At 38.0% G+C, this 15,476-nt stretch carries 14 protein-coding genes; 5 read left to right on the forward strand and 9 right to left on the reverse strand.

The genetic code is table 11. The features are described from left to right. Window positions 1-23 precede the first annotated feature (23 nt). Window positions 24-446 (forward strand): flavodoxin, encoded by a 423-nt coding sequence (locus C9914_RS03655; protein ID WP_022264283.1) that lies wholly within the window; start codon window positions 24-26, stop codon window positions 444-446. Window positions 447-618: 172 nt separating this feature from the next. Here C9914_RS03655 and C9914_RS03660 read toward each other — a convergent pair whose 3' ends face one another. The 8 genes from C9914_RS03660 to C9914_RS03695 form a co-directional block, all read right to left on the reverse strand. Next, window positions 619-807, reverse strand: a complete 189-nt coding sequence (locus tag C9914_RS03660; protein ID WP_106763461.1) for a hypothetical protein — start codon at window positions 805-807, stop codon at window positions 619-621. Window positions 808-853: 46 nt separating this feature from the next. After that, a complete protein-coding gene (fba, locus tag C9914_RS03665; RefSeq protein WP_106763463.1) occupies window positions 854-1,720 on the reverse strand; it encodes a class II fructose-1,6-bisphosphate aldolase in 867 nt (288 codons plus the stop codon). 156 nt (window positions 1,721-1,876) lie between these two features. Continuing rightward, window positions 1,877-3,142, reverse strand: coding sequence for a diaminobutyrate--2-oxoglutarate transaminase (ectB, locus tag C9914_RS03670; RefSeq protein ID WP_022264280.1), 1,266 nt, complete (start codon window positions 3,140-3,142; stop codon window positions 1,877-1,879). A gap of 207 nt (window positions 3,143-3,349) precedes the next feature. Beyond that, window positions 3,350-3,973, reverse strand: coding sequence for a YigZ family protein (locus C9914_RS03675; RefSeq protein WP_106763465.1), 624 nt, complete (start codon window positions 3,971-3,973; stop codon window positions 3,350-3,352). Window positions 3,974-4,033: 60 nt separating this feature from the next. Next, entirely contained in the window at window positions 4,034-4,237 is a 204-nt protein-coding gene (gene rpmE, locus C9914_RS03680; RefSeq protein ID WP_022264278.1) for a 50S ribosomal protein L31, read from the reverse strand. Window positions 4,238-4,577: 340 nt separating this feature from the next. Continuing rightward, entirely contained in the window at window positions 4,578-5,576 is a 999-nt protein-coding gene (locus C9914_RS03685) for a sugar-transfer associated ATP-grasp domain-containing protein (protein ID WP_106763466.1), read from the reverse strand. A 27-nt stretch (window positions 5,577-5,603) separates the two neighbouring features. After that, window positions 5,604-6,335, reverse strand: a complete 732-nt coding sequence (locus C9914_RS03690) for a hypothetical protein (RefSeq protein WP_106763468.1) — start codon at window positions 6,333-6,335, stop codon at window positions 5,604-5,606. Window positions 6,336-6,352: 17 nt separating this feature from the next. Then, a complete protein-coding gene (locus tag C9914_RS03695) occupies window positions 6,353-7,714 on the reverse strand; it encodes a Mur ligase family protein (protein ID WP_022264275.1) in 1,362 nt (453 codons plus the stop codon). Window positions 7,715-8,048: 334 nt separating this feature from the next. On the opposite strand from C9914_RS03695, the gene asnB reads away from it, so the two are divergent. Both asnB and C9914_RS03705 read left to right on the forward strand, forming a co-directional pair. Further along, window positions 8,049-9,920 (forward strand): asparagine synthase (glutamine-hydrolyzing), encoded by a 1,872-nt coding sequence (gene asnB / locus C9914_RS03700; RefSeq protein WP_106763469.1) that lies wholly within the window; start codon window positions 8,049-8,051, stop codon window positions 9,918-9,920. Window positions 9,921-10,022: 102 nt separating this feature from the next. Beyond that, a complete protein-coding gene (locus C9914_RS03705; protein WP_306373297.1) occupies window positions 10,023-10,325 on the forward strand; it encodes a GNAT family N-acetyltransferase in 303 nt (100 codons plus the stop codon). 250 nt (window positions 10,326-10,575) lie between these two features. Here the strand turns inward: C9914_RS03705 and ppdK are convergent, their stop codons facing one another. Then, entirely contained in the window at window positions 10,576-13,203 is a 2,628-nt protein-coding gene (ppdK, locus tag C9914_RS03710; RefSeq protein WP_022264272.1) for a pyruvate, phosphate dikinase, read from the reverse strand. A 269-nt stretch (window positions 13,204-13,472) separates the two neighbouring features. On the opposite strand from ppdK, the gene C9914_RS03715 reads away from it, so the two are divergent. Together C9914_RS03715 and C9914_RS03720 are read left to right on the forward strand one after the other, a co-directional pair. After that, window positions 13,473-14,384, forward strand: coding sequence for a sugar phosphate nucleotidyltransferase (locus C9914_RS03715; protein ID WP_242972051.1), 912 nt, complete (start codon window positions 13,473-13,475; stop codon window positions 14,382-14,384). Window positions 14,385-14,388: 4 nt separating this feature from the next. Next, window positions 14,389-15,081 (forward strand): DUF2161 family putative PD-(D/E)XK-type phosphodiesterase, encoded by a 693-nt coding sequence (locus tag C9914_RS03720; protein WP_106763471.1) that lies wholly within the window; start codon window positions 14,389-14,391, stop codon window positions 15,079-15,081. The last annotated feature ends 395 nt before the right edge of the window (window positions 15,082-15,476 follow it).

The following is a 15,476-nucleotide window of genomic DNA, read 5'->3' on the forward strand; positions in this document are numbered from 1 at the left end:
ATATTAGAAAGGTTGAATCTATAATGAGTAAAATAGCAGTAGTATTTTGGAGTGGCACAGGCAATACAGAGGCTATGGCTGACGCTGTTGTTGAGGGTATAGAGGCTGCTGGTGCAGAATGCTCTAAATTTAGTGCAAGTGATTTCAATGGCGGAATGGTAAACGATTTTGACGCTATTGCTTTTGGTTGCCCTTCAATGGGCAGCGAACAGCTTGAAGACAGCGAATTTGAGCCAATGTTCAATGATTGCGAGGCTAATCTCAAAGGCAAGAAAATTGCTCTCTTTGGCTCATACGGTTGGGGCGATGGCGAATGGATGAGAAACTGGCAAGCAACTTGCGAAAATGATGGTGCAGTTCTTGTTGCAGAACCTGTTATCTGCAATGATGCTCCTGAGGCAGATACACTTGAGGCTCTTAATGAGCTTGGAAAGGCTCTTGCATAATAAATCTTAAGCTGATAAGTAACATACAAAAAGCTAAGCAGTTTTATTCTGCTTAGCTTTTCTATTTAATATGTGCTTGATTAAAAGTTTTCAAATGCAAAAATGCCATATTCCGATTGGAATACGACATTTTTATGGTTACTAAATTTGAAATTAAATTTATATTCTATGCTTATTTAAGTTGGCTCTTATTCCAATAGTCAAAGTCACTTGCGTCCTTTAATTTCCCATTATCTTCATCTAGATAATGTTCACTGTTTTTAAACATACCCTTACCGATAGTATACCCTTGGTCTTTTGACATTTTGTTGCCAACAACTAAAAGTATAATTACAATAATTGCAGTTATTACATATACCATCAAAATAACCTCCTCAAACAGGGAGAATAAACTTAATAAAATCAGATTAAGCCTTGCCGACAGAACCGAAGAGTTCCATCTTTTCCTTAACAGTAGCCTTGATAGCCTCAAAGCCTGGTGCAAGAAGCTTTCTTGGGTCGAAGCCCTTGCCCTCGAGGTCCTTACCTGCTTCGATGTACTTTCTTGTAGCATCTGCGAATGCAAGCTGGCACTCTGTATTAACATTAATCTTAGAAACGCCAAGAGAAATAGCCTTCTTAATCATATCTGCAGGGATACCTGTACCACCGTGGAGAACGAGTGGCATAGCACCTGTGAGCTGTTGAACAGCATCAAGAGTTTCAAAGCTAAGTCCCTTCCAGTTTGCAGGATACTTACCATGAATGTTACCAATACCAGCTGCGAGCATTGTTACGCCGAGGTCAGCAATCTGCTTGCACTCGTTAGGGTCTGCACACTCACCCATACCGATAACGCCGTCTTCTTCACCACCGATAGAACCAACTTCTGCCTCGATGCTGAGTCCCTTCTCATTGCAGATAGCAACGAGTTCCTTTGTCTTTTCGATATTCTCAGCGATTGGATAGTGAGAACCATCGAAAATAATTGAGCTGAAACCAGCCTCGATGCACTTCTTAGCACCTTCGTAGCTGCCGTGGTCAAGGTGAAGAGCAACAGGAACAGTGATGTTGAGTTCCTCGAGCATACCGTTAACCATACCTACAACTGTCTTATAGCCGCACATATACTTACCTGCACCCTCTGAAACACCGAGGATAACTGGTGAGTTAAGCTCTTGAGCAGTAAGGAGAATAGCCTTTGTCCACTCGAGATTGTTGATGTTGAACTGACCAACAGCATAATGACCTGCCTTTGCCTTTGTAAGCATTTCCTTTGCATTAACTAATGGCATTTTTATCACACTCCATAATTATTTACGCATCGCTACTTTAATATTAGCTTCGCGCTGCATATATATTATACAATATTCTGATGAAAATATAAAGCCTTTTCCCTAAAAAATATGCAAATAGATTTTAATGTTAAAAGTTTCAACTTTAAATTATCTTTAGTTTAATTCTTTGAGGCAATCTTCAAAAGCGGCTTTAAGAGCCTTGAGTCCCTCTATGAGAGTTTCTTTGTCAATTACAAGCGGAGGCATAAGCTTCACAACAGAATTATCTCTGCCTGCAAGCTCTATTATAAGTTTATGGTCAAATGCCTTTCTTGTAACCTTATCGCTGAAATTCTTATCAGGGAATTCTGAACAGTCAATACCCCAGATAAGACCGATTCCACGAAGCTTTAAACGGCTATCGAGTGGGAGAATTTCTTTTTCGATAAATTCTTTAACGATAGGTGCTTTTTCCTGAACTTGCTTTTCGACCTTATTTTCGAGCATATATTCAAGACCTGCTTTAGCTGCAATAAATGAAAGCTGATTGCCTCTGAAAGTTCCGTTATGCTCGCCCGGTGTGAAACAGTCGATTGCAGGATTGACAAGTGTCAATGCGAGCGGTAAACCATAACCACCTATTGATTTTGAAAGAACAACAATATCAGGAACTATTCCAGCTCTCTCAAATGAGAAATATGTGCCTGTTCTTGCACAGCCAACCTGAATATCATCTACAATAAGAACTATATCATTATCATCACAGAACTTTCTTGCAGCCTTGAGCCATTCTACATCAAGAACATGAATTCCGCCCTCAGCCTGAACTGTTTCTATAACAAGTGCTGCTGGCTTCTCTATGCCTGAATGGTCATCATCAAGCAAATCTTGCATATACTTAATAGTATCAAAACCAGGATACATATAAGGAGCAGGAATATGTGTTACATCGTTAAGCTTAACACCCGCACCCTTTCTTGCTGCTGAATCAGTTGTAAGAGCCAATGCACCAAGAGTCATTCCGTGAAAACAACCCATAAGAGAAAATACATTACTTCTTCCCTTTGCCTTACGAGCAAGCTTTAAAGCCGCCTCAATTGCATTTGTACCAGTAGGACCTGGGAACATAACCTTGAAATTAAGTCCTCTTGGCTTGAGAATGTTTTCCTCAAGATATTCGATAAGCTCTCTCTTTGGAGTTGTATACATATCAAGAGCGTGCATAATGCCATCATTCTCAATATATTCAATAAGCTTTGGCTTGATATAATCATTATTATGACCGTAGTTTACTGCACCTGCACCGCAGAAAAAGTCTATATATTTTTCGCCATTTTCGTCATACATAAATGCACCCTTAGATTTCTTAAAAACTGTAGGAAATCTTCTGCAATATGAACGAACGCTGGATTCATAGTTTTCAAAAACTTCGGTATTCATAAATTCATACCCCTTCCAATTATAAGTTGTTTTGTTTTGGCAAAATGCCATTCAAAACAAGTTGCTTTCTAACAGAATAAATTTTAGACCTTATTTATCCCTTTGTCAATGTTTTAACAATAATATATTGAGCCATCATATGTAAAAATATTGTCAAAGAAAGCCAATAATTTTATTACAAATACAGAATACTATCGCCTTATGAAATCAATTTGCCTCTACCCATTCTTCGCCTATAATTTCTGCTTCAACACTTCCACAAGTTATATCTGCAAGTTCTTTTGTAAAAGATTCATATTTATCCTTTGGCAAATAAAATTCCAAGCCAACACAATCCGTAAACTCGCTATTGTATATATTTCCACCAAATAATGGAACTACCCCTGAAAGCTTGCCATACTGATTATAATCACAGCTCAAAGTAACTTTCAGAGATTTTTCCATTGTAATTATTCTGCCTGCATTAACGGCAATGGACGCTCCGTGAGAATATGCTCGGACAAGTCCTCCACCACCAAGAAGTATTCCACCAAAATATCTTGTAACTACTACCACAGCATCAACTATTCCAGCTTTTTGCAAAACATCAAGTACAGGAATACCTGCTGTGCCTTGAGGTTCTCCGTCATCTGAATATCTCTTTATCTGACCATTTTGCAAGATATAAGCATATACATTATGAGTTGCGTCCCAGTGGATACGCTTTTTTTCGTTTATAAAGTCGATAGCTTCTTGTTCCTCTTGAACAGGCTTGATATAGCCTATAAATTTTGAACGGCGTTCAACAAATTCGTCTTGAGCTTCATTTTTAATTGTTTTATATATTTCCATAAAATATCCCACCAAACAAAAAAGACGACACAAGCTGTGCCGTCCTTTCATAAAACATAATTATTTGCCCATGCCGTAACGCTTTCTGAACTTATCGACACGACCGCCTGTATCTACGAGCTTCTGTCTGCCTGTAAAGAACGGATGGCACTTTGAGCATATTTCAACACGAATATCCTGCTTTGTGGAGCCTGTTTCGATAACATTACCGCAAGCACAGGTAATAGTTGTCTGCTTATAATTTGGATGAATATTCTCTTTCATTTCGGTTCACCTCTTTCAACACTGCTACATAACAAAAACGATTATACCACAACAAAACAGAAAATGCAAGATAAATTTCAAGAAAATACATAATAAATTATGACAACAGATATATTGACAAACTATGTTCGCACACTCGTTAGATGGTTGATAAAGAAAGTTTTACGCGGCGGATAAAATCCGCCACTTTGAAAAGAAAGAGATGTTAAGGGCTTCGCCCTTAAAACCCACCAAAGGCTCTGCCTTTGGAATCTGCAAGCTTTTGAAAAAGCTTGAGCAAAACTTTTGAGTATCTTAGGAAAATCTGTTAACTAATCGGTAGTTTTCTGAACTGTAACAATCACTTTTTAAGAGCATCTTCTATAAGATTTGCTGTTCCAATATCTTCCTTTGGAATCTGATAAAGGTCGTTGCCTGGATATTCGTTTGCCTCAATAACTGCAAAGCCCTTTTCTGTAATGCAAATATCCCAACCGACATATCTCATCTTAGGCATAACCAAAGCAAGACTTTTTGCATAATCAGTAAGTCCAGACCAATTTGGAATTGTAAATCCGAGAATCTGAGCGTTTGTATCTGGGTGATTGCTGAAATATACATTACTCTTATTTCGAGCCTTATGCTCAATTTTTCCTGTTTCTATATTTATAGGAGCTGTTATTCCGCCGTGGTTGAAGTTATCGACAACATTTCCGCCTGTCCCTATCCTCATATATGCACCAACAATAGACGGAACATTATTATCGCTGAGAACTGTAACTATTCTTATTGTATTTACAGATGAAGGGTAAATTGCTGAAATTTCTGCACTTTGCTTTACAACCTCTTCAACAAGGTAGCTTTGATTTTTTATAAGATATTCATAAAGCTCGTGTATGCCATATTTCCTTGGGTCTAAAATCTCGATTCCCTTACCACAGCACAAGCCCAAAGGCTTTACTATAATTTGTTCCTTGTTTTGAATAAATTTTGCGAAATCAGCTTCATTATTACCATCAAGCAAAATCCATTCACGGCAAAGATACTTATCAAAATGCTTATTAAATTCCGCTTTATCAGAGAAAATTCCGACATACTCCTTATCATTAAGACGGCGGACATATGCGTCATTTTTGCCACGAGTAAGAATTTTTGCTCTTTCTTCATCGCTAAGCTCATACATCTTAAAAAGCTTATAATCCATATAGCCAGCCTGATATTTCATTCCGCACTTAACTATATCAGTAAAAGCTGAAATTCTGCTCTTTCCACTCGCCTTATGAACTTCGCCTGCTGTTTTCATAAGATTTTTATAATCAAGAGTAGCTATACGCTTAATAAGAAACCTGACTTTTCCCATATTATAAACACCAAACCTTTGATAAAATTATTCCGCTCCCATAAGAAACTCTGTGCCTTCACGCTGAAGTCTTTTTAGTCTGTCAGCGTATGCGTTATTGATTTCTTCTTCATAAAGCAAGCTATCATTGAGATTCATTGACCTTAATAGATACTTTAAAAATTTAGGATTAAGCATAATAAATGGACCAAGGATATATGTTCCGAAGAAATTCTTATAATGAATGCCTTCATTCTTGCTATCAAGATTTATTCCGAAGCCACCCTCAACACCTATAAAAGGCTTTTCGGTAGCCTTTCCATGAGAGAATGAAAACTGCGATTTATGACCGACTATTTTAATATCCTCATCATTTTCTGTTTGAAAATCTCCAAGAAAAAAACAGTTTCTTCTATCATTCATCTGACGCTTTGAATAAAAGTCTATTGCACCAAGACATTCTATTTTTTTGTCATCATCTTCTATATGTTTGCCAAAAATCTCAAAGGAATTTCCAGTTGCAAGAAAGAAAGTTCCATTCTCTACAAGTTCTTTGATTTTATCTTTATATGGCATAAGATGCTTAATTGCAAATTCCTGATTTCTTTCTGACATAGAACCCATACAGATTATATCAACTTTTTCACTAAGAAAAGCTGGTTTATCATTATTTGAGGTAAAAACTGTCTGGCTATCAGGAATACACATAGCAAGATATTTAGCGTTGTAATAATCCCCATAAAGATTAGAAAGTTCGGGGTAAAGTACTTCTATTTTCATATATCCTCCTTATTGGCTCATTGGTTAGTGATTTTTTCTTTGATTTTGTCCTTAATCTTTTTAGCTCTGAGAACTGTTGTAACATCGTGCAGAACATAAATTGATTCGATTCCATCTGTTGATACATAATCTGGAATAGTCTGCTCATCAAAGACGCAGACAGTTTTTTCAACAGGGATTCCTGCAAGACGCAAACGAAGCTTATAATCAAGGTAACGCTGACCTGCAACGATAATCTTCTTTATATTCTCATTTTTTAGATATTCAAAATCGGTTTCATATAGCCAAGTGATTGTCTCAATATTAGGGTCATCTCCGTAATGCTCATCAAGCAAAAGGATAAGCTCTTTCTTCGATGGCTCTTTTGCGAGATACTCAAATACGGTAGATGCAGCAGAAACATTCTGTCCCTTTGCGGAGAATGTATACATTTTTATCTTACCCAAATCTTCACAGGCAACTCTGTTTTCAGGAAGCTTAATATGCTTGATGTGTTCAGCAATAACCTCTGGAGAATAACCAATAGTACGGAAAAGTGTAATGATAGCCATAATATTAAAGGCATTAAAAATTGTATCAGAAACAAGCGGATATTTAAACTCTCCGTCCTTTTCTTTGACAAGCATTTCTCTTTTGTCAAAATCAAGCTTAGTGCCAATGAAATCGCCTGTTTTGGACTTCAAACCGCAATGAGGGCAATAGAAATTTCCGATTGCACGATAATGGCGATAATTAAACACTGGAATAGTTCCGCACTTAGGACAAACTGGGAAGTCTGAAACATTTGTTTCAAAAACATCAGCGTGTTGGTCTGCTATTGCAAAGAAACGCTTATTGTTATTTTCACCTAAGAAACTACTATTCGGGTCATCAGCATTAAGGATAAGTGTAGCATTTGGAAGCTTTGATACACCCTCATTTATTCTGCTGAAAATGAGGTCCTGATGAGCATTTCTTCTTATAGAATCACGACAGATATTAGTTACTATAACATAATTTGGCTGAATCCACGGCAAAGTCTTATAAGAAAGAAGTTCATCAACTTCAACAACTGCTGCGTCTTTAGTAGGTCTGTTGAAAATACTTACAGCATCGAGCAAGCACCTTGCTTGTCCTGCCTTATAGTTAGCTCCCCATGTATTATACGCTACCTTTTTGCCCTCAAGATTTAATATATTGCTGACGAGATTTGATATTGTTGTTTTACCGTTTGTTCCTGTAACAGCGACAACAAGCTGTGGTTTTTTAACTCTATCAAGAAAATCTGGGCAAAGTCTGAGAGCAAGAATACCTGGTCTGTCGTCACGCTCTCTGCCTGTATGCTTAAACAAAAACAAGCACAGCTTTGATGCCCAAAGGCTAATAATAAATCTCAGCATATAATAATTTCCTCCTAAAAATAAAAAACGATTTAATTAAATCATCTTACAAAATTATCTAATTGATTATACAATACACAAGGGTAAAAAACAAGTGGCAAGAAATCAGGCTTTTTCACGATTTTATACTGTAATTTTAGTAAATTTACAAAGTGAATTGACTTTATTACTTCTTTTTGCCTTAACATATTTTACAAAGTTTGCCTCTAAAAACGGGCTAATTATATTTATAGAATAAAACCCACTTCAAAATAGTTGAAAGATTATTCTCTGTGTGATAAAATTGATATAGTTTTGTAAAATGACTGTTCATAAAATGAAGGGAAGATAAATTATGTGCGGATTATGCGGATTTACTGGCGAAATAATCGACAGAGATGATGTCCTTAAAAGAATGACCGATGTCATCACTCACAGAGGTCCTGATAGCTATGGCTACTATACAAGCGATAAGATTTCTATGGGGTTTCGCCGTCTTAGTATTATAGACCTTGATGCAGGTAGTCAGCCTATATATAATGAAGATAAATCACTTGTTCTTATGTTTAATGGAGAGATTTATAACTATAAGGATTTGCGTAAGGAGCTTATGGAGGCTGGTCACAAGTTCTATACTCAGACAGACTCTGAAGTTCTCATTCATGCCTTTGAAGAATGGGGCGAGGATATGCTTATGAAGCTCAGAGGTATGTTTGGTTTTGCAATTCATAACACAAAGGACGGTTCTTTATTTATCGCAAGAGATTTCTTCGGCATAAAGCCTATGCACTACGCTATGGTTGATGGTTCTTTTGTCTATGCCTCTGAAATTAAGAGTATCCTTGAATATCCAAAATATAAAAAGAAATTCAACCACAAAGCTCTTGATAACTACCTTTCTTTCCAATATGTAGTTCCACCTGAAACTTTCTTTGAGGGCATTTACTGCCTTTTACCAGGTCATTACCTTTGGTATAGGGACGGCAAGGTTACTACTACAAGATATTTTGAGGCAACCTTTAAGCCTGATGAATCACTCACACTTGATAAAGCAGTTGACGAAATTGAGGCTGTATTTGAGGATTCTGTTAATGCTCACAAAATCAGTGATGTTGAGGTTGGTTGTTTCCTTTCTAGCGGTGTTGACTCAAGCTATGTTTCAACATACTTTGCTGACCAAAAGACATTTACTGTCGGCTTTGACTTCGGCGACCACTACAACGAAATAAGCTGGGCAAAGCGTCTTTCTGAAAAAATCGGCGTTGACCACCACACAAAGCTTATCGGCTCTGATGAATTCTGGGGTGCTGTTCCTAAAGTTCAGTATCAGATGGACCAGCCTCTCGCAGACCCATCATGCATTGCACTTTACTTTGTTTCAAAGTTAGCAAGTAAATATGTAAAGGTTGTTCTCTCTGGTGAGGGCGCTGATGAACTTTTCGGCGGATATACTGTCTATAATGAACCTCATGTATTTAAGCTTTATCAGAAAATTTTCAACCAAAAGGCAAGAACTGCTTTAGCTAATAAGGCTCGTAAAATGCCACACATCAAAGGCAGAGGCTTTATTCTTCGTGGTGAAAGAGTTACTGAAGAAAAATTTATTGGTAACGCTTTCCTCTTTGATGATAAAGAAAAAGACGAAATTCTTAAGGATACTTCAATCGTAACTCGTCCACAGGACCTTTGCAAAAAGTTCTATGACAGAGTTCGTGGCTATGATGATGTTACCAAAATGCAGTATCTCGACATCAACCTTTGGATGGTTGGTGATATTCTTCTCAAGGCTGACCGTATGAGTATGGCTAACTCTCTTGAGCTTCGTGTTCCGTTCCTTGATAGAAAGGTTTTTGAGGTTGCAAGAAAGCTTCCTACAAATCTTCGTGTAAATAGAAAGAATACAAAGTACGCAATGCGTATGGCTGCTCTCCGTCACCTTCCGAAAGAAACTGCTCAAAAAGAAAAGCTTGGTTTCCCTGTTCCTACAAGAGTCTGGCTTCGTGATGAGAAATTCTACAACATTGTTAAGGATATGTTCAAGTCTGAAACTGCTGAAATGTTCTTTAACACTGATATTCTTGTTGAACTTCTTGACGAACATTTCCACAACAAAGAGGATAACAGCCGTAAGGTTTGGACAATCTATGTTTTCTTACTTTGGTATAATATCTATTTCGGTTCTGACAAGGTAGTTCCTCCAATCCCTGAAAATCAGATTGATGACTAAAGATAACATCTTTAAAACTCTAAAATTTATATTTTAAGAATAAAAACCACTCGTTGATTAATTATCAGCGAGTGGTTTTATCAACTCAAGAGATTTATAACTATGTTAATTGAATATATAAATGCTACAAAAAATGATGCAAAATTATTAGTAGATATTTATAATGCAGCCTTTTACTCTGATTTTATAAAATATGGAGAATGTCCTGCATACGGCAGAACAATATCCGATATGGAAAAATCAACAGAAAGATTTCCAAAAACAATAATTCTCTGCGATAAAAAAACTATTGGCGTAATCTCTATTCAAAATAAAGGAAATGGAAATTATTATATTGGTTGTTTATGTGTTATTCCTGAATATCAGAGCAAAGGAATTGGCACTCAAGCTTTTAAGCATATATAATCGGTTTATTCTGATTGGAAAAAGATTACACTTATAACACCTGCCGATAAAGAGGAAAATATTAAGTTTTATACTCAAAAATGTGGATTTTCAATAGCCTCAAAATCTATGGATGGAAATGTTGAGGTTATTAATTTTCATATAGAACGATAATTTTATAAATTTCAGAAATAAAAAATCCGCCTGCTGTGAGTTTTCACAACAGACGGATTCTTTTAGTTTATGGTCTATTTATTCAGTGTAAATTAAATTACTTGTTGTTGATAGCAGCCTGAGCAGCAGCAAGACGAGCAATCGGTACACGGAATGGTGAGCAAGATACATAGTCAAGACCAATCTTATGGCAGAACTCAACAGATGATGGGTCGCCACCATGCTCGCCACAGATACCTACATGGAGCTTATTGTTAACTGGCTTACCAAGCTTGATAGCCATTTCCATAAGCTTGCCTACACCTGTCTGGTCGAGCTTTGCGAATGGGTCGTTTTCAAAAATCTTGCAATCATAGTAAGCGTTGAGGAACTTACCAGCGTCATCACGGCTGAAGCCGAATGTCATCTGAGTAAGGTCGTTTGTACCGAAGCAGAAGAAGTCAGCTTCCTTAGCAATCTCATCAGCTGTAAGAGCAGCTCTTGGGATTTCAATCATTGTACCAACTTCATACTCAAGCTCAATACCAGCAGCAGCGATTTCAGCATCAGCTGTCTCTACAACTACCTTCTTAACATACTTAAGTTCCTTAACCTCGCAAACGAGAGGAATCATGATTTCTGGCTTAACTGCCCAATCAGGATGTGCCTTCTTAACATTGATAGCTGCACGGATAACAGCCTTTGTCTGCATCTTTGCAATTTCAGGATATGTTACTGCAAGACGGCAGCCACGGTGACCCATCATTGGGTTGAACTCGTGGAGAGAAGCGATGATAGCCTTAATCTGCTCAACTGTCTTACCCTGTGCATTAGCAAGCTTCTCAATGTCAGCCTCTTCTGTTGGAACGAACTCATGGAGAGGTGGGTCAAGGAAACGAATTGTAACAGGATTACCTTCAAGAGCCTCGTAGAGAGCCTCGAAGTCGCCTTGCTGATATGGAAGAATCTTCTCGAGAGCTGCTTCTCTTTCTTCAACTGTATCGGAGCAAATCATCTCACGGAATGCAGCAATTCTGTCTTCCTCGAAGAACATATGCTCTGTACGGCAAAGACCGATACCTTCAGCACCAAGCTCACGAGCCTTCTTAGCGTCAGCAGGTGTATCAGCATTTGTTCTAACCTTAAGAGTTCTGTACTTATCAGCCCAAGCCATAACTCTGCCGAACTCGCCAGCGATTGTAGCGTCTACTGTTGGGATAATACCCTCATAGATGTTACCTGTTGAACCGTCGATAGAAATGTAATCGCCCTCTGTGAAATCCTTACCTGCGAGTGTGAACTTCTTGTTAGCCTCGTCCATAATAATGTCAGAGCAACCAGATACACAGCAAGTACCCATACCACGAGCAACAACAGCTGCGTGAGATGTCATACCGCCACGAACTGTAAGAATACCCTGAGAAGCCTTCATACCTGTAATATCTTCAGGAGATGTTTCAAGTCTTACGAGAACAACCTTCTCGCCCTTTGCATGCCAAACTTCTGCATCTTCAGCAGTAAATACGATTTTACCGCAAGCAGCACCTGGAGAAGCACCAAGACCCTTACCGATTGGTGTAGCAGCCTTAAGAGCCTTTGCATCAAACTGTGGGTGGAGAAGTGTGTCGAGGTTACGAGGGTCAATCATTGCAACAGCTTCTTCTTCTGTTCTCATACCCTCATCAACGAGGTCACAAGCAATCTTAAGAGCAGCCTGAGCTGTTCTCTTACCATTTCTTGTCTGGAGCATATAAAGCTTACCATCTTCGACAGTAAATTCCATATCCTGCATATCTCTGTAGTGATTCTCAAGAGTTGAGCAAACTGTGTTGAACTGAGCAAATGCCTCTGGGAACTTGTCAGCCATTTCCTTAATCTTCATTGGTGTACGAACACCAGCAACAACGTCTTCGCCCTGTGCATTTGTAAGGAACTCACCGAAGAGACCCTTTGCACCTGTTGCAGGGTCACGAGTAAATGCAACACCTGTACCACAGTTATCACCCATGTTACCGAATGCCATTGACTGAACATTAACAGCAGTACCCCATGAGTAAGGAATATCGTTATCACGACGATAAACATTTGCTCTTGGGTTGTCCCATGAACGGAAAACAGCCTTGATAGCTTCCATAAGCTGTTCCTTAGGATCAGATGGGAAGTCCTTACCAATCTTTTCCTTATACTCTGCCTTGAACTGACCTGCAAGATTCTTGAGGTCATCAGCTGTAAGGTCAACGTCTTGTGTTACGCCTTTTTCAGCCTTCATCTTGTCGATAAGCTCTTCAAAGTACTTCTTACCAACTTCCATAACAACATCAGAGAACATCTGAATGAATCTTCTGTAGCAGTCCCATGCCCAACGAGGGTTGTTAGATTTCTTTGCAAGAACCTCAACAACATCTTCGTTAAGACCAAGGTTAAGAATTGTATCCATCATACCAGGCATAGATGCTCTTGCACCTGAACGAACAGATACGAGAAGTGGATTTTCCTTATCGCCGAACTTCTTGCCAGTAATTTCTTCCATCTTTACGATGTACTCCATAATCTGAGCCTGAATTTCGTCGTTAATCTTCTTGCCGTCTTCATAATACTGAGTACAAGCCTCTGTTGTGATTGTGAAGCCCTGTGGAACAGGAAGACCAAGATTTGTCATTTCAGCAAGGTTAGCACCCTTACCGCCGAGAAGATTACGCATATTAGCGTTACCTTCGCTGAATAAATAGACCCATTTGTTAGCCATTGGATTACCCCCTGAGATAAATTTAAAATCGACATAAGTCGCTTGCATATATTATATCATAAACAAAAATAAATTTCTATTGTTTTTTTCAAAAAAGTTGCTTTAAATGAAAAAAAATTTAGGACTATTTTGATAAATTTAATTTAAATTATATTTTTTAATAAAATCACTTGAAAAAGCTTTGAATTGTTGCAATAATTATCGTAGACATATAAAATATATTAAAAGGACTACAAAATTTACTTTAAACTAATTTAGGAGGACTAATCTTGGAAAATAAATCTTGTGCGTTAATTCTCTCTGGCGGAGAAGGAAAACGAATGAAATCAAATAAGCCAAAAGCTATGAGTGAGGTTCTTTTTAAGCCTATGCTCCAATGGGTTATAGATGCTGTAAGAGGTGCAGGTATAGAGGATATTTGCCTTGTAACAGGCTTTAAACACGAAATTATAGAAAACTATATTTCTACTCTCCCTTATCATATTGAAACTGTCATTCAAACAGAAAGACTTGGAACAGGTCACGCAGTTATGACTGCAAAAGAATTTTTAAAGGCTCATAGCGGAAAGAATGTCCTTGTCTTGAATGGTGATGCTCCGTTTATTGACAGCGAAACTATAAAGCAATCTGCGGAATTTCATTCAAACAACGGCTGTACTGTAATTTCTGCTGAGCTTGAAAATCCATTCGGCTACGGAAGAATTATCCGTACAGGCAAATCTACACTTGAAGCTATCGTTGAAGAAAAGGAAGCCGATGATTTTCAGCGTGCTGTCAAGGAAGTAAATTCCGGAGCATACTGGTTTAATGTTGATAGTTTACTTTCAGCTCTTGATAAGCTTATTCCAAGCGAAAAGACAGGCGAATATTACCTCACTGATACTGTTCAGATTATCAAGCGAACAGACAAAACCGTTTCTGCATTTAAGGCAGCTTCCTCTGATTCTGTTCTCGGTGCAAATGATTGTTCACAGCTTGCACAGCTCAACGAAATCGCAAGAAACAGAATTATCGAAAAGCATCTTGCAAACGGTGTAAATATTCCTTGCAGAGATGGTGTTATGATTGGCTGTGATGTAAAGATAGAAGCTGGAGCAACTATTCTTCCTGCAAGCATAATTGTAGGAAATGCTGTTATAAAATCAGAAAACATAATAGGTCCTGCGGCTTACATTAAATAATTGTATGGACAAAATAAAAGAAAGCGACCTTTATCAGCCCATCAAGGATTATCTTGATTCTCTAGGTTATGATACCAAAGGCGAGGTTAAAGACTGCGATATAACTGCAATAAAAGATGATGAGCTTATTGTTGTTGAACTGAAAAAGGGGTTCACAATAGAGCTATTATATCAGGCTATTGAAAGGCAGAAAATCGCTGACAGCGTTTATGTAGCAATTCCACTTCCTAAGCGTGGATATAAGAATCCACATTATAAAGATATGGTTACACTTTGCAAACGGCTGGAAATAGGCTTGATTTTAGTTGGTTTTACAACAAATGGAAAAGCACAAATTGATATTGCTGTTAATCCTGAACCTACAAAGCCTATTCGCAAAAATATTAAAAAGCGTATGGCTGTCATTTCTGAACACAACGGCAGAATAGGAAGTATCAACACAGGCGGTGTTAATCGACGAAAAATAATGACAGTATACAAAGAACAATCATTGACTATTGCAAAAATTCTTGCTGAGAATGGCGAGCTTTCTGCAAGAGAAATCCGCAAATTTTGCGGTTATGAAAAAACATCTTCGATTTTGCGAATGAACTACTACAAGCTATTCGAGAAAATCGGGACTAAAGGTCATTGCACATATCGTATCACTGACATAGGGCTTAAAATGCTCGATGAATACAAAGATTTAATTGAATAAACAAAAATGCGGTAAACCCGATTTTTCGAGTTTATCGCATTTTATTATTTATATGAGTTTTGCGGCGAACTGCGTTCGCCTTTTAGGCGAAAGAAAAGTTAAGGGCTTTGCCCTTAAAACCCACAAGGGACTCCGTCCCTTGACCCTGCAAGCTTTTGAAAAAGCTTGAGCAAAACTTTTAATTTTTTAGGGAAAAGTTTAGTAGCTAATCGGTAGTTACTTCAACCGCATAAACAAGCTTTCATTGCGAATGTCGAGGTTTTGCTTGCAAAACCGATTCTGCGTCTTGACCGCGGAGGCACTCCGCCAAAACTTTTAGTTTTTTAGAAAAAAGTTTAGTAGCTAATCGGTAGTTACTTCGACCGCGTCAACAAGCTTTTATTGCGAATGTCGAG

The organism is Pseudoruminococcus massiliensis (genome assembly GCF_900291955.1).
Lineage (GTDB): Bacteria > Bacillota > Clostridia > Oscillospirales > Acutalibacteraceae > Pseudoruminococcus > Pseudoruminococcus massiliensis.